Source organism: Cetobacterium sp., assembly GCF_977044495.1.
In genome coordinates this window covers 13,578-35,439 of sequence record NZ_CDRRQU010000008.1, presented here as the reverse complement: position 1 = coordinate 35,439, position 21,862 = coordinate 13,578, and the positions used below count along the sequence as shown (strand labels likewise).

Annotated in this window: 17 protein-coding genes and 1 pseudogene; 15 read left to right on the top strand and 3 right to left on the bottom strand. The window is 31.4% G+C overall.

What is annotated here, in order from left to right; genetic code table 11:
- The first annotated feature begins 7 nt into the window (after positions 1-7).
- Positions 8-1,156 (top strand): mannitol-1-phosphate 5-dehydrogenase, encoded by a 1,149-nt coding sequence (locus ACWI69_RS03315; RefSeq protein ID WP_448820430.1) that lies wholly within the window; start codon positions 8-10, stop codon positions 1,154-1,156.
- Positions 1,157-1,286: 130 nt separating this feature from the next.
- Here the strand turns inward: ACWI69_RS03315 and ACWI69_RS03310 are convergent, their stop codons facing one another.
- Positions 1,287-2,201, bottom strand: coding sequence for a type II toxin-antitoxin system antitoxin SocA domain-containing protein (locus ACWI69_RS03310; protein ID WP_448820429.1), 915 nt, complete (start codon positions 2,199-2,201; stop codon positions 1,287-1,289).
- A 27-nt stretch (positions 2,202-2,228) separates the two neighbouring features.
- Positions 2,229-2,576, bottom strand: a complete 348-nt coding sequence (locus tag ACWI69_RS03305; protein WP_448820428.1) for a type II toxin-antitoxin system MqsR family toxin — start codon at positions 2,574-2,576, stop codon at positions 2,229-2,231.
- Between the two features lie 217 nt (positions 2,577-2,793).
- On the opposite strand from ACWI69_RS03305, the gene ACWI69_RS03300 reads away from it, so the two are divergent.
- The 6 genes from ACWI69_RS03300 (at position 2,794) to ACWI69_RS03275 (ending at position 12,440) form a co-directional block, all read left to right on the top strand.
- A complete protein-coding gene (locus ACWI69_RS03300) occupies positions 2,794-3,474 on the top strand; it encodes a FadR/GntR family transcriptional regulator (protein ID WP_448820427.1) in 681 nt (226 codons plus the stop codon).
- A 115-nt stretch (positions 3,475-3,589) separates the two neighbouring features.
- Positions 3,590-5,311, top strand: a complete 1,722-nt coding sequence (gene ilvD, locus ACWI69_RS03295; protein WP_448820426.1) for a dihydroxy-acid dehydratase — start codon at positions 3,590-3,592, stop codon at positions 5,309-5,311.
- Between the two features lie 21 nt (positions 5,312-5,332).
- Positions 5,333-6,838: a GntP family permease gene (locus ACWI69_RS03290; protein WP_448820425.1), complete on the top strand. Its 1,506-nt coding sequence runs from the start codon at positions 5,333-5,335 to the stop codon at positions 6,836-6,838.
- 77 nt (positions 6,839-6,915) lie between these two features.
- Positions 6,916-8,520, top strand: coding sequence for an AAA family ATPase (locus ACWI69_RS03285; protein WP_448820424.1), 1,605 nt, complete (start codon positions 6,916-6,918; stop codon positions 8,518-8,520).
- A 34-nt stretch (positions 8,521-8,554) separates the two neighbouring features.
- Positions 8,555-11,656, top strand: coding sequence for an SNF2-related protein (locus tag ACWI69_RS03280; protein WP_448820423.1), 3,102 nt, complete (start codon positions 8,555-8,557; stop codon positions 11,654-11,656).
- A gap of 88 nt (positions 11,657-11,744) precedes the next feature.
- Complete coding sequence (locus tag ACWI69_RS03275; protein ID WP_448820422.1) at positions 11,745-12,440, top strand: GntR family transcriptional regulator; 696 nt, start codon at positions 11,745-11,747, stop codon at positions 12,438-12,440.
- Positions 12,441-12,487: 47 nt separating this feature from the next.
- Here ACWI69_RS03275 and ACWI69_RS03270 read toward each other — a convergent pair whose 3' ends face one another.
- Positions 12,488-14,533 (bottom strand): sigma-54 interaction domain-containing protein, encoded by a 2,046-nt coding sequence (locus tag ACWI69_RS03270; protein ID WP_448820421.1) that lies wholly within the window; start codon positions 14,531-14,533, stop codon positions 12,488-12,490.
- Positions 14,534-14,746: 213 nt separating this feature from the next.
- Here ACWI69_RS03270 and lysA point away from each other — a divergent pair, with 213 nt between their 5' ends.
- The 8 genes and pseudogenes from lysA to uxaC all read left to right on the top strand — a co-directional run bounded on the left by lysA (position 14,747) and on the right by uxaC (position 21,861).
- On the top strand, positions 14,747-16,057 hold the full coding sequence (gene lysA / locus ACWI69_RS03265; protein WP_448820420.1) for a diaminopimelate decarboxylase: 1,311 nt from the start codon (positions 14,747-14,749) through the stop codon (positions 16,055-16,057).
- Positions 16,058-16,067: 10 nt separating this feature from the next.
- Entirely contained in the window at positions 16,068-16,340 is a 273-nt protein-coding gene (locus ACWI69_RS03260) for a hypothetical protein (RefSeq protein WP_448820419.1), read from the top strand.
- Positions 16,270-16,650 carry a LysE family translocator gene (locus ACWI69_RS03255; protein WP_448820418.1) on the top strand — a complete coding sequence of 127 codons (381 nt, stop codon included), beginning with the start codon at positions 16,270-16,272 and terminating at the stop codon, positions 16,648-16,650. The genes ACWI69_RS03260 and ACWI69_RS03255 overlap by 71 nt, the downstream gene beginning before the upstream one ends.
- Positions 16,651-16,672: 22 nt before the next feature.
- The gene (locus tag ACWI69_RS03250; RefSeq protein WP_448820417.1) at positions 16,673-17,293 is read left to right on the top strand and encodes a nucleoside recognition domain-containing protein; all 621 of its coding nucleotides are present in this window, start codon (positions 16,673-16,675) and stop codon (positions 17,291-17,293) included.
- A 23-nt stretch (positions 17,294-17,316) separates the two neighbouring features.
- Positions 17,317-18,759: pseudogene (dacB, locus tag ACWI69_RS03245) on the top strand (D-alanyl-D-alanine carboxypeptidase/D-alanyl-D-alanine endopeptidase).
- A gap of 45 nt (positions 18,760-18,804) precedes the next feature.
- Positions 18,805-19,344 (top strand): spore maturation protein, encoded by a 540-nt coding sequence (locus tag ACWI69_RS03240; RefSeq protein ID WP_448820416.1) that lies wholly within the window; start codon positions 18,805-18,807, stop codon positions 19,342-19,344.
- Between the two features lie 12 nt (positions 19,345-19,356).
- A complete protein-coding gene (locus ACWI69_RS03235; RefSeq protein WP_448820415.1) occupies positions 19,357-20,256 on the top strand; it encodes a S66 peptidase family protein in 900 nt (299 codons plus the stop codon).
- 201 nt (positions 20,257-20,457) lie between these two features.
- The gene (gene uxaC / locus ACWI69_RS03230; protein WP_448820414.1) at positions 20,458-21,861 is read left to right on the top strand and encodes a glucuronate isomerase; all 1,404 of its coding nucleotides are present in this window, start codon (positions 20,458-20,460) and stop codon (positions 21,859-21,861) included.
- Position 21,862 lies beyond the last annotated feature (1 nt).

Sequence of the window (21,862 nt, the reverse complement as noted above, 5' to 3'; positions counted from 1 at the left end):
AATAGAGATGAAAAAAGCATTGCAGTTTGGGGCAGGAAATATAGGGAGAGGTTTTATTGGAAAGATATTATCTCAAAGTGGATATGAAGTTTGTTTTGCAGATGTGTCAAAGGAAATTATAGATGAGTTAAATAAAAAGCACGAGTATAACGTTGAGATTGTTGGAAGTAATAGAAAAGTTGTAAGAGTGAAAAATGTTTTAGGAGTTATGTCAAATAGTGATGAGATAATTGAGAGAATAAAAGAGTCAAATCTTATAACAACTGCTGTTGGACCGAATGTTTTAAAGATAATTGCCAAAACTTTAGCCGAAGGTATAGAGGCGAGAAAGAAATCTGAAATAAATGAATATTTGAATATAATAGCGTGTGAGAATATGATAAATGGAACATCATTTTTAAAGGAGGAGATTGAGAAGCACTTGTCAAAAGAAACGGTGGAGGGGTATATGAAAAAATATATTGGATTTCCTAATTCTGCCGTGGATAGAATAGTTCCACCAATGGATAATAAAGAGAATATTTTGGATGTTAAAGTTGAGGAGTTTAGAGAGTGGATAGTGCAACAAAGTGCTTTTAAAGGAGAGATTCCTAAAGTTGAAGGGATGGAGTTAACAAATAATCTGATGGCTTTTATTGAAAGAAAGTTATTTACTTTAAATACAGGACACGCTATAACAGCTTATCTGGGAGTGTTAAATGGGCATAGTACAGTGAAAGAGAGTATTGAAAATCCAGAGATTAGAGAGGTTGTAGTGGAAGCGATGAAAGAGAGTGGAGAGGTTCTAATAAAAAGATACAATTTTGAGAAAGAGACTCATGAAAAATATATCAATAAGATATTGGCTAGATTTGAGAATCCACATCTGAAGGATGAGGTATTTAGAGTGGGGCGGGAACCACTTAGAAAGTTAAGTTTTAATGACAGATTAATAAAGCCACTGAGAGGGACACTTGATTATGAATTAAAAAATGAGAGTTTGGTGAAAGGGATAGCTGCAGCGATGAAGTATCAAAATGAAAATGATCCTCAGGCTATTGAGCTAAATGGAATGATCAATGAGTTAGGGATAAAAGAAACTTTTAAAAAAATATCGGGGTTAGAGGATAGTTGTGGGGTAGAAGATAGAGTTTTATATCATTACGATACGATATAGGTAAATATTAAAGTAAAATTGAAATTTGGAAGGGACTAGATATAAAAGAATAGAAAAAATTTAAGTAACCTGAGTCTTTTAGAATATCAGACTTAAGTTACTTAAATTTTATATTGCTTAAAAAATAATATTAGTTATAAACTTTTTTAAAGTATTTTAGAATTGCTTCTTTTGTAATTTCTTCATTTTGTGTTGTATCTAACCAAGGATCTTCTTCGTGTGTAAGAGAAACTAATTTGTTTGGACTAAATTCCCCATAACTTTCTAATACTTTAAGGATAATTTCTTCAAGACCTTCTGTAAGAGAGATATTTTCCTCTTTTGATATATTACATCTATCATAAATTTTATATTTGTGGTAAATATCTTCTATAACAGGTCCATATGTCCAGTTTACAATTTTTTCAGGAAAAGCAGGTTTATTATAAAATCTCAAAGAGATTCCTTGGATAAAATAAAGAAGCTTTTGTAAAAATAAAGGTGTAATTTCTAGTTGAAGTTCATTAGCAATCCATAGAAGTTTTCTAACAACGTCAAAAACAGGGACTGTCTCAAAACATTTTTTTTCAGTGTATAAGGGAATATTTTTTAAAATTCTATGATTTTCTAATAATTCTAAGTTACTTAATCTTTCATACAAAAGCTTATAAGTTTCTTCTGAAATTTTATCCCAGTTTATTTCAAGCAATTTTTTCATATTTTGAATATCTTTCGATAGTGTGATAATAGAATCATTGGCTTCCGTTTGTAACATGCCGTTTTCATATCTATGGATAGTAACTTTTCCCAATCCTAAAACTAAAGAATAATCACTCTGGTTTAATCCATATTTTTCACGAGTAGCAATGATGTCTTTTGTTGAGTTCATTTTTTTTTCAGATCTATATATATCATAAAGTGTTGTAGTATTTTCAATTTCGATATTTCTATCGTATATTTCTTCTTTTGTTTCAGTATTAAATTTTACTTTTTCATTAAAAGTTATAAATAAATCTCTAACTTTAACTTTTTTCTCTCTAATTAAAATAATAATTTTTTTATCCATAAACTCCTCCTTAAAATTACATAAATATCAGAATTGGCGTTCAGTTTCATGAAAAGATAAACATATAACAAAATCATCATTATCTAATTTTAACTTTATATAAATCTTATATGTCTCATAATGACTGATAAACTCCCAAATATCATCATTTGGAAATTTATGATCAGAGGATGGACCTCTATAATAATCATCAACTTGTAATTCACTAATAATTTCTTCAACGTTAAAAATACTTAACCCCATTTCATATATACTTGTCATATTTTTATCTCTGGGAATTAACTTCAATTTTCCTTCATTTGTACGTCTAGCACATTCATTTAAGAAATTTTTAATGACAGGCTCTAATAGTTCAAAGAAACTTTCATTTAGCATAAATCACCCCTAAATTTTATCAATTGATAATTATCCTTACAAGATTGTATCATTTTTTCTTTTTTTTATCAATTGATAATTTTTTTAAAAATTTTGACACCTAAGAATCTAGACGCAGTTATCCGCATAAAATAAATACTTAAGCTTTTTTTAATTTGCCTAGTTTTTGTCATATGGTATAATTAATGAAAATAATATACTGAATGGGGAAAAAATTATGAAAAAAAATAGTGAGAAAGTTTTTATCTACTTAAAAGAGAAAATAACAAATGGTGTCTGGAAAGAGAATGAAAGGATAACTCCTGAAATAGCTCTAGCAACAGAGTTGGAAGTTAGTAGAAATTCAGTAAGAGAAGCCATCGAAAAAATGGTAGGTCTTGGAATTTTAGAGAAAATGAAGGGAAAGGGAACATTTGTTAAAAAAAGAGATTGTGGACTTAGTTTTAATGAATTTTTGAGAGATAGTATAATTTTAAGAAGCGATTATTTGGAAATATTGGAATTTAGAAAGGGATTTGAAACTAGAAACGTGGAATTATTTATAGAGAATGCGGATATTGAAGATTTTAATGAATTACAGGATTGCTATGAAAATATGCTGAAAACTAAGAAGGATGGGGAAAGATTTTCATATTATGATGCAATGTTTCATAATGCCATAGCTAAAGGAACTAAGAACTCTATAATAATAAAAATAAGTGAAATACTTTCAAACCTTATGATTCAACATCAAAAAAGTTTAAATGATATCTTAGGGTATCAAAAAGGTATAGACGAACATGGGTTAATATTGAATGCTATAAAGCTTAAAGACAAGGAATTAGCTGTATTATATTGTAGAAGACATATTGAAAGAACTATCAAAGATGTTCGACATGTTGTGATGAGAAAAAGTTAATTGAAGCCTATAAAAGGGCTTTTTTTTATTTAAAATACATTTTATTTGACAAAAATAAAAAATAATAGTATATTTATTTTAAACATGTAGAACAAGTTAAGGAAGGGTATAGTTTATGTTAAAAAGTCAAGAAATAAGAACGAAAGCTCCAGAAATGGACCCATTAAGAATAGGGATGGGATGGAAAAAAGAAGATTTGTCAAAACCACAAATCATAATACAGAGTACTTATGGAGACAGTCATCCGGGAAGTGCTCATCTGAATACGTTAGTGTTTACAGGTCAAGAAGCCATAAATAGCAATGGAGGAAAGGCTGCAAAGTTTTTTACCACAGATATATGTGATGGACAAGCTCAAGGTCATGATGGGATGAACTACTCCCTTGCTTCAAGAGAATTTATAGCCAATATGATTGAGATACAAATGGGAGCAACACCATATGATGCAGCTGTATTTTTTTCAAGTTGTGACAAAGGAGTTCCCGCACATTTACAGGCTTTAGCTAGAATGGATATACCATCAATTGTTATGCCAGGAGGAATTATGGCAGCAGGACCAGGAATGTTGACTCTTGAACAGTTAGGGACTTACAGTGCAAAGTTTGAAAGAAAAGAGATAACACAAGATGAGTTTGATTTTGCTAAGCACAACGCTTGTCCGTCATGCGGAGCATGTTCTTTCATGGGAACAGCATCAACTATGCAAGTAATGGCGGAGGCATTAGGGTTAACACTTCCAGGAATGGCACTTTTACCAGCTACATCACCTGACCTTATAAAAGGTGCTGAGTTAACAGGAAAAAGAGCGGTAGAATTAGCACATGAAAGAATATTACCATCACAAATTTTAACACCAGCAGCTTTTAAAAATGCGATAATGGTTCATGCTGCAATAGCAGGTTCAACAAATTCTATGTTGCATATCCCCACTATAGCAAATGAACTGGGAATTGAGTTAGATGCTGAATTATTTGATGAGATACATAGAAAAATACCATATCTTTTGAATATAAGACCTAGTGGATTTTATCCAGGGGAGTATTTCTATTATGCAGGTGGGGTACCAGCAATAATGGAGGAGATTAAGGAGCACTTAGATTTAAGTGTTTTAACTGTAACAGGAAAAACTTTGGGTGAAAATTTAGAAGAGTTAAAGAGAAATGGTTATTATGAAAAGTGTAATCAAGAACTTAAAAAGAGAGAATTGAAAAAAGAGGATATTATAAAACCATATTCAACACCGATTCAAAAGCAGGGAGCAGTGGCTGTGTTAAAGGGAAATCTAGCTCCTGAAGGAGCTGTAATTAAACACTCAGCACTACCAAAAGAGATGAAAAAAGTTATTTTAAAAGCTCGTCCATTTGATAGTGAAGAAGAGGCAATAAGTGCAGTTTTAAAGGGCGAAATAAATCCTGGAGATGCAGTTATCATAAGGTATGAAGGACCTAAAGGAACGGGAATGCCGGAGATGTTCTATACAACAGAAGCAATAGCGTCTGATCCAAGAATATCTTCAACAACAGCTCTTATAACTGATGGAAGATTTTCAGGAGCAACTCGTGGACCAGCGATTGGACATGTTTCCCCAGAGGCATCTGAAGGTGGACCAATAGCGCTGTTAGAAGAGAATGATTTAATTCTGATAGACGTAGAAAAAAGAAAGTTGGAGATTGTTGGAGTAAATGGTAAAAACTTATCAGAAGATGAAGTTGAAAAAATTCTTTCTGAAAGAAAGAGTAGATGGGAAAAGCCAGTGCCAAAATACACAAAAGGAGTTTTAGGAATATATACAAAGTTAGCTGTTTCACCAATGAAGGGCGGGTATATAAAAGTATAATAAAGAACATGGAGGGTAAATATGGAGGCTGTAAAAAAACAGGATTCTATGAAAGCGTCAAAAAGTAGAGAGATAAGCGATTATGTAGGATTAGGAGTAGTTTTATTAGGAATAGCTTATCTTATAAAAAATTATATGACTTATTCGAGTTATTTCAATGTAGACAATGTATCTATGCCAATTGAGTCATTAACATTAGTTGCAGTAACTGGAGTTGTAATTTTACTTACATTGGTTTTAGTTTTTAAAATTCAAGCATTTATAGCACTTATGATAGGTAGTGCACTAATGGGAATTGGAACTGGAATGCCATTTGAAAAGATTATATCTAGTATTCAAAATGGTATGGGAGGAACCCTTGGATTTGTTGCTACAGTAGTTGGACTTGGGGCGGTTTATGGTGAGATGTTGGAAGCTTCTGGAGGTGCCCAAGCATTATCAAAGACTCTTCTTAAAAAGTTCGGGAAAGAGAATGCATCATGGGCACTTATGGCTACAGGATTTTTAGTAGCTATTCCAGTATTCTTTGATGTAGGATTTATTATATTAATACCTTTAGTTTATACATTGGCAAAGGAGTGTAAAAAATCAGTTTTACACTTTGGGATACCATTGCTTGCAGGACTAGCTGTGACACATACTTTTATCCCGCCAACACCCGGACCAGTTGCGGTTGCGAGTATCTTAGGGGCGGATTTAGGTTGGGTAATAGTTCTAGGAGCAGTGATAGGATTGCCAACAGCAATTCTAGCAGGACCAGTATTTGGAACATTTATAGGCAAAAAAATCTATATAGATGCAAATCAATTTATTCAAGACGCTATGAATGAAGAGGAAAAAGAGTTACCATCATTTGGAAAGGTTTTATCAGTGCTTGCGGTTCCAATGGTGCTTATATTGATTAATACAGTTTCTACAACTCTTGTAAAAAGTGGGATTATAAACAATGGACCAATATCTGATTCATTAGCATTTATTGGAAATCCGTTTATAGTTTTAACAGTTTCAGTATTAATAGCTTTCCATTTCTTGGGAACTAAAGAGGGATTCTCAAAAGACATGATACTTAATTTAAGTAATAAAGCTTTTGGACCAATTGGGTTAATTATATTGGTGACTGGAGCTGGAGGAGTTTTTAAGCAGATATTAGTGGACTCAGGAATAGGAAGACTTTTAGCTGAGCAGATGGCAAGCTCAAGTATGCCGGTATTGGTGTTAGCATTTTTGATAGCTTGTGTTGTTAGAGTGACTCAAGGTTCTGCAACAGTAGCAATGATAACAGCTGCTGGAATTGCAGCACCGGTTATGGAGCTTGTGGATATATCAGCACCGGGAAGAGCGTTAGTTGTAATATCTATAGCGTCAGGAGCAACAATATTATCACACGTTAATGACAGTGGATTCTGGTTGGTAGGAAAATATTTTGGACTTGATGTAAAGCAAACATTTGCATCTTGGACTGTGATGGAAACTATAATAGCCATTTGCGGATTTGGATTCTCTTTATTAATGAGTTTCTTTTTATAAGGTATGTATTTTGCTAGAGTATAACTATACTCTAGCTTTTTTTGTGGTATAATATAGTAAAATGAGAGGTGAGAGAAATGGTTAGGAAAAAGTTGCCTGTGGGAATAGATGATTTTAAAGAGATAATAGAAAGCGATTGCTATTTTGCAGATAAGTCGCTATTAATAGATGAGCTGTTGAGTAAAAGATCTAAAGTAACCCTATTACCAAGACCAAGAAGATTTGGAAAAACTTTAAATATGTCAATGCTTAACTATTTCTTTAACATAGAGGATAAGGATAGTAATAGAAAGTTATTTGAAGGGTTGGCTATCTCTTATACAGATAAAATGATATACCAAGGTGAGTACCCAGTTATCTATATTAGTTTAAAAGATATAAAGGTTGCTGATTGGGAATTGTGTTTAAATAAATTATACTTATTGTTACAAAATGAATATGATAAATATGGTTTAAATTTAGAAAGAAGAAGAGAGAGCCAAGAGAATGCTCTCTTAGATTTATCAAAATTTTTGTATGAAAAGTGCAATAAAAAAGTAGTAATTTTAATAGATGAATATGATACACCATTAGTAACAGCTCACTCAGAGGGATATTATAATGAAGCGATATTTTTCTTTCGGAATTTTTTAAGTGCAGCCTTAAAAGGGAATCCTTACCTTGAATTTGCGGTTTTGACAGGGATATTGAGAGTGGCTAAAGAAAGTATATTTTCAGGATTGAATAACCTTGCAGTGTCAACAATTTTAGATAATGAATTTAATCATTTTGGTTTAACAGAAGAGGAAGTTGAAGAGTTACTAAAATACTATGAATTAGAGTATGAACTAGAGGATGTAAAGAAATGGTATAATGGGTATAGATTTGGAAAGGAACTGGTTTACAATCCGTGGTCATTGATTAATTTTGCGAGTAAAAATGAGTTGAACCCATATTGGGTAAATACGAGTGATAACAGTTTAATTAGGGAACTTCTGGCTAAAAATGATTCAAAAGTGACAGACGATTTGAAAATTGTATTTAGTGGAAATGAAATAGAAGAAGTGATAACGGAAAATATTATCTTTTCAGATTTAGAGGATGTAGATACGGTATGGTCTTTGATGCTGTTTTCGGGGTATTTGACTTATGATAAAGTTGAAATATCTGAAATAACAGGGGCGAAAACATATTTTTTAAAAATTCCAAACTATGAAGTTCAATCATTTTTTAAGAACACTTTTATAAAGGAGTACAGCCATGGGAAAACAGCGATGTATTTTAAAATGATTGAAGACCTGTATAGAGGGGAAATGGATAGATTCGAATTTAAGTTCAAGGAGTTATACCTCTCAGCAGTGAGTTATCATGATGCAGGGGATAGTGAAAAATATTATCATCATTTCATATTGGGATTACTTTTAACACTGGGAGATAAATATGTGATAACTTCAAATAGAGAAAGTGGGTATGGGAGATATGATATAGCACTGGAGCCAAAAAATAAAAAAAATTATGGACTTATATTTGAGTTTAAAGTGGGGAATGAAAACTCTATTGAGGAAAAAGCTAAGAAAGCATTAACTCAAATAGATGAAAAGAGATACGATATATCTATGAAAAACAATGGGGTATCAAAGATTATAAAGATAGGGATGGCTTTTAGTGGTAAGGATGTTGCTATTAGTAGTGAAATTGACTAAGACAAAAAAATTATGGAGATTGGAGGGATAATATTTGGATTTTTTGAAAAAATTAGAGCAAGAGGTCGGTTGGAGCATATATAATCGTGGAAAAGATTACTACATGAGTAAGAGATTATTGAACATGAAAATTTATGAAATGGAAAATGAAGAATTAGAAGCTGGAACTTTGTCTCTTACTGGAAATGTAAAGGGAAATGGATATTGTGAATATCAGACAGAAGTTGTGTTTAACGAGCATGAATTTATAACCGGTCATTGCGATTGTGCATATTACCAAGAAAATGTAAAAACGTGTAAGCACATTGTGGCTATGGCAATAGCTGCTTATTATATAGTTTTAAAACCATTGGACACTAGAAAAAGTCTATTGGATGCTCAATTAGATTTTTTGAAAAATCCAATATCAGAAAAAAAGAATCTAATTTTTTTAAATATAACTCCTAGAATCGAAAAAATAATAGGATATCTAAATCTAACTTTTGACATGGAAGTTGTGGCAAATGATAAAAAATATAAACTTATGAATAAATTTTCTAAATTTATATCAGCTTATGAAAAAACAACTTTTTCCTTTGGAAAGGCATATACATACAATCCAGCAACGGACTACTTTCAAGGGTGGGAGAAGGCATTTTTAGATTTTGTAAAAGAGTATGAGGAGATGTTTAAGCGAAGTTACTATGGGGATGTGAGTTTAACTGCAATTTTGGGAAATAAAAGAAGTTTTGACAGGTTTATAGATATTTTGAGTAGTGGAAGAAAAGTTATTTTAAAAGAGACAACCTTGAATAATCTTTTACGTATAAAGTTGGATACAACAGAAGGTGGAGTCAAATTGAGCTTTGAAAATAGTGCTAACTTTATTCAAAGGGGAGAGCGAACACTTTTAGATAGCAGTAATATCAATGGAGAACCTATATTTTATAGGATATCCAGCGAAGATATGGAGCTATTTAAAAAAATATCTCAAAAGACAAGTAGGAATAAAGAGATGAAGATTAGTGATACGAATCTTCCAGTTGTAATGAATTCTATTCAAAAGATGGCAAAGTTGGAGATGTCAGAAAGTATACGAAAAAGAGTGTATACTCCCCAAGAGATACAGGACAAAATTTATATAGACTCATATAATACATACGGTCTTAAAGTTTATAGTAAGAGATTTTATGATGGCATAGCTGAAGATGACTTGGATAAGAATATAATTTTAACAGAAACTTTAGAAGGGTATTCACTATATAGAGATATACTGAAAAATTATCATAATAATTTTGAGAATGGAGCTTATCATATTACAGATATAGAAATTATATACAAATTTGTGATAGAAGGGATACCTGAACTGGAAAAGCACTATGAAATATATTATTCTGAGGAATTTAAAAAGAAGAGGTATTCAGCTGTAAGTTATCGAGTAGAAACAAAAGTCAGTGACATCTTAGAAATTAGTTTTGATATAGATGGAATAGATAAGGATGAAGTACTTAGATTTTTAATGGCAGTTCGTGAGAGAAAAAAATATTATCTTTTAAAAAATGGTGGAATTATTGATATAGAGGCAAGTTCAGAATTGAATGAGTTGAATAGTCTTTTAGATATCTCAGAAGCTAGTAAAAAAGAGATAGAGATGGGAGTGATATCTAGAGCTAGAAACTACAGCTATTTTTTAACTTCAACATTAAAAAAAATAAAAAATATAGTTTTTGATGAGAATTTTAAGGAGATGGATAGAAACCTTAACTCTATTGTAAGCAAAGAGGAGAGAGAGTTTATAAAAAAAAGTTTTCCTATATTAAGAGAGTATCAGTTATATGGGGTTCAGTGGCTGAAGACTCTTCAAAAACTTGGACTTGGTGGAATTTTGGCGGATGATATGGGACTTGGAAAAACCCTTCAAACTATAGTATATTTAGCACTGGAAAGAAGAGATTTACCAAGTATAGTTATAGCTCCAAAGTCATTAGTGTATAATTGGAAGAGTGAATTTGAAAAATTTGCACCAAATGTAGTGGTTAAGATGTGTGTAGGAAGTAAAATTGAAAGAGAGGAAATCATCAAAACACTTGGGAAGAGAGAGATTTTAATAACGACTTATGGAGTGTTGAAAAATGATTTAAAATTATATGAAGAGGTTGTATTTGAAAAAGGATTTGCTAATATAGTTATAGATGAAGCTCAAAATATAAAGAATATTTTAGGAAAGACATCCAATGCTATAAAAGGGATAAAAGGTGAAACTAAGATAGCTCTCACAGGGACACCTATTGAAAATAATATACTTGAACTTTGGAGTATATTTGATTTTTCCTTCCCAGGGTATCTTGGAAAACATACGACATTTAAAAAGAGATATTTAGATAATTTAAAAAATTTAAAAAGTATTGTGGGACCATTTATTTTAAGGCGTACAAAGGGTGAGGTATTGAAGGAACTTCCGGATAAAATTGAGCAAGATGTTATTGTTGAATTGGGTGAGAAGCAAAGAAGGTTATATGTAGGATATTTGGAGAAGTATAAAAGAGAGGTAGAGTCAAATGGAAGTGATGCAATAAGGATATTGTCCTATATAACAAGGCTTCGTCAACTATGTAATCATCCAAAGTTATTTATTGAAGATTACAAAGGAGAGAGTGCGAAACTGGATGTACTTTTAGAACTTCTTCAAGAGGCTAAGAGTGGGGGGCATAGAGTTCTACTTTTTTCTCAATTTACTGAGATGTTGACCATAATAAAAAGTCATTTAAAAGACGAGTTTATTATCTTGTACTTGGATGGAAAAACAAAGGTGAAAGAGCGTTTGCATTTGGTTGAGAGATTTAACAGCGGAGAGGGTGATATATTTATAATATCTCTTAAGGCTGGTGGAAGTGGATTAAATTTAACAGGAGCGGATACGGTTATACATTTTGATCCATGGTGGAATCCATCCATAGAGAATCAAGCTACGGATAGGGCTTATAGAATGGGGCAAAAGAGTGTTGTAAATGTATTTAGACTCATAACGAAAGGAACTATTGAGGAAAGGATTAATCTAATAAAAGGGGAAAAATCTAAAATAATCAGTGAAGTTTTGGATGGCGAGAAACAGGAACTTTTAAAAATGAATAGAGATGAGCTTTTAAAATTATTTTAAAGATTGAATTAATTAAAATAGTATGACTAGTATACAACTTATAAAAATACTGCTATAATATATAAAAACAGTGATAGGAGAGAAAAGGATGAGATTACAAGGGGTAATGAAAAATTCTAAGGAGAATACTAGACAATACATATATAGAGTTTTGAGAGAGAATATTATGAGTTTAAATTTGAAACCTGGGGAATCGATTGGAGAGATAGAACTAAGTAAGATATTAAATGTGAGTAGAACTCCACTGAGGGAAGCTATTGTGCAATTGATTGAAGAAAAACTACTGGAAGTTTTTCCACAGAAAGGCTCGTTTGTATCCAAAATAAATCTTAATTTAGTTGAGGAAGCTATATTCGTTAGAGAGACGTGTGAGGAAAGAATTTTGAAAATGGCGTGTTCAGATAAAAATATAGATGAACTGGTAAAAGAACTAGAAAAAAATATTGAATATCAAAAGATAATTTTAAATTTTAATGGAGATTTACATGAATTTTTCACTTTAGACAATGAGTTTCACTATATTTTGTTCGAATATTATAATAAAAAGAATAGTTGGAAGGCTATAAAAAGATTATCAACTCATTATGATAGATTAAGGCTTTTAGATGCTTTGGAAAAAACAAATATTGAAGCTACATTGAATCAACATATAAAGATTGTGGAGTTGATAAAGAATAAAGATAAAAGTGGAGTGGATACTTTAGTTGAAAAACATCTTTTAAATTATAAAGATGTAATTAAAAGATATGAAACAAAATACCCAGAATACTTTTGTAACAAATAAAATTGAAAAAATACTCCCTATTGTAAAAATATACAATAGGGAGTATTTCAATTTTTTTCTAAAAACTTTAATCCAATCTCAGATAAGGTAGCTCCTTTTCGTCCTTTTTTATTTTCAATAAAACCAAGATTTTCTAAATTTAGTAAAATTTTCCTAATATCATTTTCACTGAGTGAAATATTCTCCTTTGTAGCTTCAACATAGAGGGTATTTCTACCGGAAGAGATTTTGGCTAAATTATTTTTAGAGATTGTAGTTAGGACAAAAATATATTCGTCGTATTTCTTTTGAGCAACCTCTAGAAGTAAATTATTATACTGTTCAAAATTTTCATTGTTAGCATTTAAACTACTTTGATAAATTTCTATCAGTTCACTGGGCAAATCAGAAAAAACAATCTCCTTTTTATCTATGTATGTCAAAAATTCAATATAGTTTCGAAGTTCTCGGATATTACCATCCCACCTATGTGATTCAAAAACACGTTTCACCTTTTCATTGAAAGTAAAGTCTCCATGAAATTCTTTTTGGAATTTTTTTATGAAAATTTCAATATCTTGTTTTCGCTCTCTCAGTGGTGGAATAAAAATAGGAAGTGTATTTAAACGATAGTAGAGATCTTTTCTAAAGCGACCTTTTTGAACTAAATCCTTAAGATTTTCATTACTTGCCGCAATAATTCGAACATCAATATCGATAACTTTATCACCAGCTACTCTGGTTATTGTTTTTTCTTGCAGGACTCTTAAAAGTCTAATTTGAAGAGCAGGAGTCATCTCTTCCACTTTATCGAGAAAGATAGTTCCCATATGAGCACACTCCAAGAGTCCTATTTTTCTATTTCCGACTTCATCCTCATATCCAAATAACTCTTTTTCTAAGTAATTATATGGAATGATACCACAATTTATAATAACAAATGGAAAATTTTTTCGTTTGGAGTAGTTATGTATAGAGTGAGCGAATAGCTCTTTTCCAGTTCCAGTTTCTCCAGTGATTAGAATAGAAGATTCTGTCCTTGCCATTTTTTTAGCAATCTCCTTCACTCTTAAAATACAGCTATCCTCTCCTAGAATATCGCTGAAATTATAGCGAGCTCGGTGTCCTTTATTCAATAGCTGTTTTCTAAACTCATGATGACGTAGCTCTTCCTCTTGAAAGTGTTGTATGAAAGCAAAAGCACCGATATAGTTATCATTCCTAATAATGGGTGTCACATTGAGTTTAATAAAATCTCCATTTATCTCTACAAGTTTAGATTTTATTTCAACTTTATTTTTTTTCACTTCATTGAAAGGAATGATAGAAAGTTGTTCTAAGTAGCTGTAACCAATTAGATTATCTTTGGATATTTGAACGATACTTTCAGCATCCCTATTGCACGAACAAATTACATTATCTCTATCAACTCCGATTATTCCGATATTTATAGTTTTTAAAAGAATATCCAACTGACTTTCAGAGGTTGTAGCTTTTTTTAAAATTTTAATTAAACTATAGTCGTTTGAAGCTATTCTATCCAGATATTCGTTGATTTTTTTAGAATATAAAAGATGTTCATAACCTAATTTTAAAGCTATTTCAATAATAGTATTTCCATCAAAAAATCTGTGACCAATATCAATAATTTTTTTCTTCTTTAAAGATTTTGGAATATCATCAATCTCTCCAGGGGTTATAACTAGAGGAACATTAGGGATAGATTGCGAATTTGGGTGAATCGGGTAAAATTCAATGTTATTTATGCCTAGATGATAAAAATCAGACATTGTTTCTATATACATTTTTAAATTTACATTCATCAATGCTGCTTTGGTTCCGTTTGGAAATTTTTTTAAAAGAGAAAGAGTTTCTTTCGTAATAGTTAAATCGACAACAACAATATTATTTTTTTCCAAAAATTTTTCACTCAAAAGTTCGTAGGCACTTGTAGTAATTACATAGAGGTCAGAATTTTCTATATTTTTATATGAACCATCTTCAAAGCTAAAAGTTTTGACACTAATTAGGTCACCAAATAATTCTTTTAGTTTTTGAGAATAAAATTTTGTGACATCTTTTGCATTTGTTATAACAGATATATTTTTACTCATATTAATCACCTCCCGGACTATGGATATTACCCCATGATTGTCTAAAAAACAAGAGTTGATTTTACAAAAAATAAAATTTGAATTGGTGAAAATAAGGTTATTTTATAACCTAAAAAACCAATAAAAAATTATTTTTTATTTTTTTTTGACAGTAAAATAAACATAATGTATATAATAAGTATGAGAATTTTAAAAGTAAATTGGGAGGCAACTGTGAAGTATTTAGGAAGTATGAAAGAAGTGGATGGTGTTTTAGAAATTGGTGGGGTTTTGGTGACACAGTTACAAAATGAGTATGGAACACCGCTATATATATATGATTTGGAACTTATGGAAAGAAAAATTAAAGCTTTAAAGGATGGATTTATCAGTGATAAATTTAAAACGACAGTTGTATATGCATCAAAAGCTTATTTATCAAAAGCCATGGTCCAAGTTGTGGATAGAATGGGATTACATATAGATGCAGTTTCAGCTGGAGAGTTACATACTATTTTATCAGAAAAAATTAATCCTAAAAAAGTTCATATGCATGGAAATAATAAATCTTTAGAAGAGATAGAGATATGTGTTGAAAAAGGAATAGGGAGTATAATTTTAGACAATAGATTTGAAGCTAAAAGAGTAGCTAAAGTTTGTAGAAAATTTGGGAAAAAAATGGATGTGATGCTAAGATTAAATATAGGAATAGATGCTCACACTCATGAGTATATAAAAACGGCCAAGCACACATCAAAATTTGGAGAGTCCATTTTTGATAAGGATATAGTTGAGATTGTGCGAGAGATAGTTGAGGAAGATGAACTTAATTTCTTAGGTTTTCATTGTCATATCGGTTCACAAATTTTTGATGAGTTAGCATTTTATGAAGGAATAGATAGTATGGTTAAATTTACAAAAGAGGTATCTAAAAAGTTGAATATAACAATACCAGAAATAAATATTGGGGGTGGTTTTGGTGTTAGATACACAGAGGGGGATACAGATGTAGATTTAAAATATTTGATGCAAAAAATTATAGATTGTTTAGAAAAAACATTGGAATCGGAAAAGGTAAAGGTTGAAAAAATATCAATTGAACCCGGACGTTCTATAGTGGGTCAAGCAGGTAGTACCCTTTATACAGTTGGAGGAAAAAAAGAAACTTTTGGTGGAGAAAAGTATATTTTTATAGATGGTGGAATGACTGATAATATCAGACCAGCTCTTTACAATGCAAAATATGAAAGTATCGTAGCTAATAGATTATTGAATAATGAGAAAAAAGAGATTGTTTCTATAGCTGGAAAATGTTGTGAGTCGGGGGATGTTATTATAAAAAATACAAAGTTAGGTGAGTGTAGTGAAGGGGACTTGATACTTGTGAGTTGTACAGGAGCTTACGGACATTCAATGAGTAGTAACTACAATAAAGCTTTAAAATCAGCTGTAGTTTTTGTAAAGTCTGGAAAAAGTTGTTTAGTTTCCAAAAGAGAAACATATGAAGACTTATTGAAAAATGATTTATCATTAGAGGATATGTAGAGGTGGGACTGTGGAAATAAAATTTATGTTAGCATCATTGATTTTTGCAATGACACCAGGATTGGCAACGGTATATATCTTAAGCAATTCAACTTTATATGGAAGAAAAGAGGGATTAAAATCAGCTTTAGGTGTTATGAGTGGTGGATGTATTAGGTTCAATTTTATTGGCGATATTTGTAATACCTACAAATGGATTAGAAAACTCACTATTGTTTTCGATTATAAAAATTGTTGGTGCAGGATATTTAATCTACACTGGAATAACAGAATTAAAATCTAAAAAAACTCTTTTAGAGGAAAGAGAGAAAAATAACTCATATTTGAAGGGAATGATAACAAATTTGGCTAATCCTAAGGTTTTATTATTTTTTATAACTTTTATTCCTCAATTTTTAAAGGGAAATGGAAACCTTGGAAAAGAGATGTTTCTTTTAGGAAGTATTTATTTGATGATTGAAGTTTCATGGTATATAGTTCTAGCTTTTTCTACAACTCTTTTTACAGATAAAGTTAAAGAATTTTTATTCAATAAAATGAAATATTTATCAGGAAGTGTTTTTATATTGATAGGAGTAACTATGTTTTTGTAAAATTTATATGAGGGAGGGTATTATGATAAATGCAATTTGGGTGGGGTTAATACTTATAGGTATAGTGATATCTATGTTTACAGGAACGGTTCAAGGGGTAACAGATTCAGTTGTCTCTTCAGCTAAAACAGCGGTAGAAATTTCAATTGGTCTAATAGGAATAATGAGTTTTTGGTTGGGGCTTATGAAGGTAGCGGAAAAAGCGGGATTGGTTCAATTGCTTGGAAAAGCTTTGAGACCTCTTATGAGACTATTGTTTCCAGAAATTCCGGAGAATCATCCTGCCAACGGAAGCATTGTGGCAAATATAGCTGCTAATTTTTTAGGTTTAGGGAATGCTGCTACTCCATTGGGAATAAAAGCTATGCAAGAGTTACAGGACTTAAATGAGAATAAGGATGAAGCAACAGATGCAATGGTGCTATTTTTAGCTATTAATACATCATCTGTTACACTTGTGTCATCAAGTGTGCTGGCGTATCGTGCTGCAGCAAACTCCGCCAATGTGAGTGAAATAATAGCACCTACAATAGTAGCTACATTAATATCTACAACAGTAGCTATCATAAGTTGTAAAATGCTACAAAAACTAAAAAAATTCAAAAGAGAGGACATTGAAGAGTTAAAAGAGGCAGCTTTATAAATAGAACTTTAGGGGGAAGGTAAATGAAGAAAAAGTTTTTTTATGTGTCATTATTGGCACTACTATTTATAAGTTGTAGTGGTTTAGAAAATGTTCGACAAGAAGAAAATACACAAAAAATAAGTACAAGATTGCCCAAAGAGAAAACAAAGCCTTTAAAGAAATTTATAAATTCAGATATGATGAAACATGGAAATTTGAGTTTTTATGCAGTTGATTTAGATAGTGGGAAGATTGTGGATAATTATAACGGTGACACAGGGTTAGTACCAGCTTCAGTTTTAAAAATAGTTACTTCTGCAACAGCTATAAAAGTTTTGGGAGGAGATACAACTTTAGAAACAAAACTTCTATATGATGGTAAGATATCTAAAAGTGGCATTTTAAAAGGAGATGTTTATATTGAAGGAAGTGGAGACCCCACATTAGGTTCCGATGGGTTTGCAGAGGATAAAGAGTTGTTTTTAAAGCATTGGGTTCAAGAGATGAAGAGGATTGGAATAAAATAAATTGATGGAAATATAATTGTACTTGATGATCTATTTGGGTATGAAGGAATTCCAGGAAAATGGCTTTGGGAAGATATGGGAACAGATTATGGTCAGGCAACTTATGGGATAAGTATATTTGATAATTTGTATACTCTTTCATTGGAAACAAAGAAGTCAGGAGAAAAACCTAAAATAACAAGAATATCTCCTAAAATTAAAGAGCTAAGCTTTGATAATAAGGCATTAGTATTAGAAAATAGTAAAAATACTCTTATAGTTCAGGGAGCACCTTTAGAAAATAAAAGAACGATTAGTGGAACTATACCAAAGAGTGAAGAGGAATATAGGATAGACAGTGATATTCCAGATCCAGGACTATTTTTGGGGAATTATTTTTCAGAATATTTACAGAAGGAAGGTATAAAGTTTACAGGAAAAGTACTAAGTGCTAGAACAACTTCAAAAAGGCCTAAGGATGGGAAAATCATAGCAATAACAGAGTCACCGACTATATCGGAAATTTGTAGGGTTCTTTTAACAAGAAGTGATAATCACTATGCAGAGCATTTGTACCAACTTCTGAAGAAAAGTAAAAAAATTGATATAGTTGAATTCTGGAAAAATAATGGTTTAGAAACAAATGCACTGGTTTTAGGAGATGGAAGTGGGCTTTCAAGAGGAAATATAGTATCTTCAAAATTTTTGGTAGATGTTCTAGCGTACTCGAAGAATGATTTAAAAGATGTACTACCAATAGCTGGAAAAGAAGGAACTGTTAAATTATTTCTAAAAGATACACCATTATCTGGAAATGCTAAAATAAAAAGTGGGAGTATGAGTGGAATTCAATCATATTCAGGATATGTTGAAAAAAATGGGAAGACATATGCGTTTGCTATAATGGTTAATCATTGGAATGGTTCAAGAAAAGAGTTAAGAGAAGAGATGGAAGTTTTATTGAATAATATATTTTGATAGATTATGAATAGGATTTAATAGATGCTATAATAGGAGGGGTTTATGTTTACTTTAATAATGGGAAAAATATCTTTATATGCAATACCGGTGATAATACTTTCAATACTTGGATATAGTTTTTTTGTAGCTAAAGTTAAAGTTTATGAGGTTTTTTGCGAAGGAGCGAAGGAAGGATTTTCTACGGCTATAAAAATAATTCCGTTTTTAGTTGCTATGTTAGTTGCCATTGGTGTTTTCAGAAGTTCAGGGGCTATCGATTTAATTGTAAAAGGAATAAACCCAATCTTACAACTGATAGGTATGCCGGGAGAGTTACTACCTATGGCTATTATGAGACCACTTTCAGGGGGAGGATCAACGGGAATTTTAAATGATTTATTTATTAATTTCGGTCCAGATTCTATGATTGGAAGAATGGGATCTGTAATGATGGGGTCAACAGAAACTACATTCTATGTTCTAGCGGTTTATTTTGGAGCTATTAGTATTAGAAAAACAAGACACGCTATAGTGGCAGGGTTGTTGGCAGACGTTGCAGGACTACTTTCAGCTGTTTGGGTTTGTAATATAATTTTTGGATAAAGGACGGATTTTATGAAGTTAAAAAGAGGGGATACTATAGGCTTAGTTGCTCCAGCTGGATCTATAGAAAAAGAAGTTTTGGAAAGTGCTATTGAGAACTTAACTACAATGGGGTTTAAGGTAAAAGTAGGTGAAAGTGTAACTAAAAAATGGTATTCCTTTGCTGGAACTGATGAGGAGAGGGCAAAGGATATAAACGATTTTTTTAAAGATAAAGGCATAGAGGCAATAATGTGTGTACGTGGAGGTTATGGTTGCACTAGATTGTTGGAACTTTTAGACTATGAAGAGATAAAGAAAAATCCAAAACCATTTATAGGATATAGTGATATTACCTCAGTTCTTTTAGCTCTATATAAAAAGTGTGGAATGAAAAGTTATCATGGACCTATGGGTGTGAGTAATTTTTCAGGAAGTTACGACAGAGAAACTTTAAATCATTTTTTAGGAGTAGTTATGGAAGACTTCAAGGAGTGTAATTTAGAAAACTTTGGTGAGGAGATAGGATTTTATAACTCATTGAAAGGAGAGGGAGTTTTAATAGGGGGGAATTTAGCTGTATTGGTATCAAATTTAAGAAGTGAGTATGATATTGATTACAGAGACAAAATACTTTTTATTGAAGAAATTTCAGAGAGTACATATAAAATAGATAGGATGCTATGGCAATTAAAAAACGCCGGAGTTTTAAATGAAATTTCTGGAATTATTTTAGGTGATTTTAAAAATTGTGAAAAAAGTTCAGAGCATGATATGTCCTTGAAAGAGGTTTTTGATTTTCATTTTGCCAATTTGAAAAAACCAGTTTGTTATAATTTAAAATCAGGGCACTGTAAACCTATGTTAACTTTAGAGTTTGGAGGTACTTATAGGATAGACGGTGAAAAGGGAATAGTTAAGTATAACAATTAAGATGAAAAATAGAGTATTTTTGTAGAAAAAATTCGTATTATAAGCACTTGAAGTATAGTTCAAAACACTATATTTCAAGTGCTTTTTGTTTGAAATAGAACAGTAGTTTCTGAAAACAGTACAAAAAAATTATTGACAAAATTTAAAAGATTGGATATCATACTTGCATACAACTAATACAAAAGATTTGAAGGAGTTTCTATGAGAAAATTTATGGATTCAGATTTTTTATTAAAAAATGATGTAAGTAAAAAATTATATGAATATGCAGAAAAAATGCCAATATTCGATTATCACTGTCACCTTAATCCAAAGGAGATAGCAGAGAATAAAAGCTATGAAAATATAACACAGATTTGGCTTTATGGAGACCACTATAAGTGGAGAGCTATGAGATCAAATGGTGTAGATGAAAAGTATATTACAGGAGATGCAACTGACTATGAGAAGTTCTTAGCTTTTGCGGAAACCATGGAATACGCTTATGGAAACCCACTTTTCCACTGGTCTCACTTAGAGCTTAAGAGATTCTTTGGAATAGAGGAGGTATTGAATAGAAAGACTGCCAAGAGCATCTGGGACAAAGCTAATGAGCTTTTAAAAACAAGTGAGTTCACAGCTAAAAGGCTTATTGAAAGATCAAATGTAAAAGCACTTTGTACAACAGACGATCCCGCTGATACACTGGAGTTTCATCAAGAGATTTTAAAAGATGAGACCTTTAAAGTAAGAGTTCTTCCAACTTTTAGACCTGATAAAGCTATCTACTTAGAAAAAGATGATTATTTAATCTGGTTAGAAAAATTAGAAACTGTTTCAAATGAGAAGATAGATTCTTTTAAAAAGTTGGTAGAAGTTTTAGAAAAAAGAGTGAAATTCTTTGTAGAAAATGGTTGTGTTGTGACTGACCACAGTTTAGAGGCACCTTTTTACAGAAGAGATACTGAGAACAGGATAGAGATAATCTTCGCTAAGAGATTAGCTGGAGAGACTTTAACAAAAGAGGAAGCAGATACTTATAAAACTGAAATCTTCTTAGCTCTTGGAAAAATATATTACAAAAATGATTTAGGAATGCAACTACACATGGGTGCTCTTAGAAATAACAATGAAAGAATGTTTAAAAAATTGGGGGCAGATGTTGGTTTTGATTCAATAGCAGATAATAACTATGGAGAGGTTTTATCAAAATTGTTGAACAGTTTAGAGGTAAACGGAGAGCTTCCGAAAACAATTCTTTATTGTTTAAATCCAAAGGACAATGAACTTCTTGGAACAATGATTGGGAACTTCCAAAATAGTGACATTCCAGGAAAGATTCAGTTTGGATCTGGATGGTGGTTTAATGATCAAAAGGATGGAATGATTCGTCAAATGACAGCTCTATCTCAACTGGGACTTTTAAGAAGATTTGTGGGAATGCTTACAGACTCTAGAAGTTTCCTATCCTATACAAGACATGAGTATTTCAGAAGAATACTTTGTAATTTAGTGGGGACTTGGGTAGAGGATGGAGAAGTTCCATATGATGAAGAGATTTTAAAGGCAATGATCGAAGAGATTTGTTTTGTCAATGCAAAAAATTACTTTAAGCTAGAAATTTAAT

Bases quoted from the DNA above. Each gene is read 5' to 3' on its own strand.
- ACWI69_RS03315 (WP_448820430.1), top strand. From the start codon at position 8: ATGAAAAAAGCATTGCAGTTTGGGGCAGGAAATATAGGGAGAGGTTTT.
- ACWI69_RS03250 (WP_448820417.1), top strand. From the start codon at position 16,673: ATGATAAATGCAATTTGGGTGGGGTTAATACTTATAGGTATAGTGATA.
- ACWI69_RS03275 (WP_448820422.1), top strand. From the start codon at position 11,745: ATGAGATTACAAGGGGTAATGAAAAATTCTAAGGAGAATACTAGACAA.
- ACWI69_RS03270 (WP_448820421.1), bottom strand. From the start codon at position 14,533: ATGAGTAAAAATATATCTGTTATAACAAATGCAAAAGATGTCACAAAA.
- ACWI69_RS03310 (WP_448820429.1), bottom strand. From the start codon at position 2,201: ATGGATAAAAAAATTATTATTTTAATTAGAGAGAAAAAAGTTAAAGTT.
- ACWI69_RS03240 (WP_448820416.1), top strand. From the start codon at position 18,805: ATGTTTACTTTAATAATGGGAAAAATATCTTTATATGCAATACCGGTG.
- ACWI69_RS03285 (WP_448820424.1), top strand. From the start codon at position 6,916: ATGGTTAGGAAAAAGTTGCCTGTGGGAATAGATGATTTTAAAGAGATA.
- ACWI69_RS03235 (WP_448820415.1), top strand. From the start codon at position 19,357: ATGAAGTTAAAAAGAGGGGATACTATAGGCTTAGTTGCTCCAGCTGGA.
- ACWI69_RS03290 (WP_448820425.1), top strand. From the start codon at position 5,333: ATGGAGGCTGTAAAAAAACAGGATTCTATGAAAGCGTCAAAAAGTAGA.
- ACWI69_RS03305 (WP_448820428.1), bottom strand. From the start codon at position 2,576: ATGCTAAATGAAAGTTTCTTTGAACTATTAGAGCCTGTCATTAAAAAT.
- ACWI69_RS03300 (WP_448820427.1), top strand. From the start codon at position 2,794: ATGAAAAAAAATAGTGAGAAAGTTTTTATCTACTTAAAAGAGAAAATA.
- uxaC (WP_448820414.1), top strand. From the start codon at position 20,458: ATGAGAAAATTTATGGATTCAGATTTTTTATTAAAAAATGATGTAAGT.
- ilvD (WP_448820426.1), top strand. From the start codon at position 3,590: ATGTTAAAAAGTCAAGAAATAAGAACGAAAGCTCCAGAAATGGACCCA.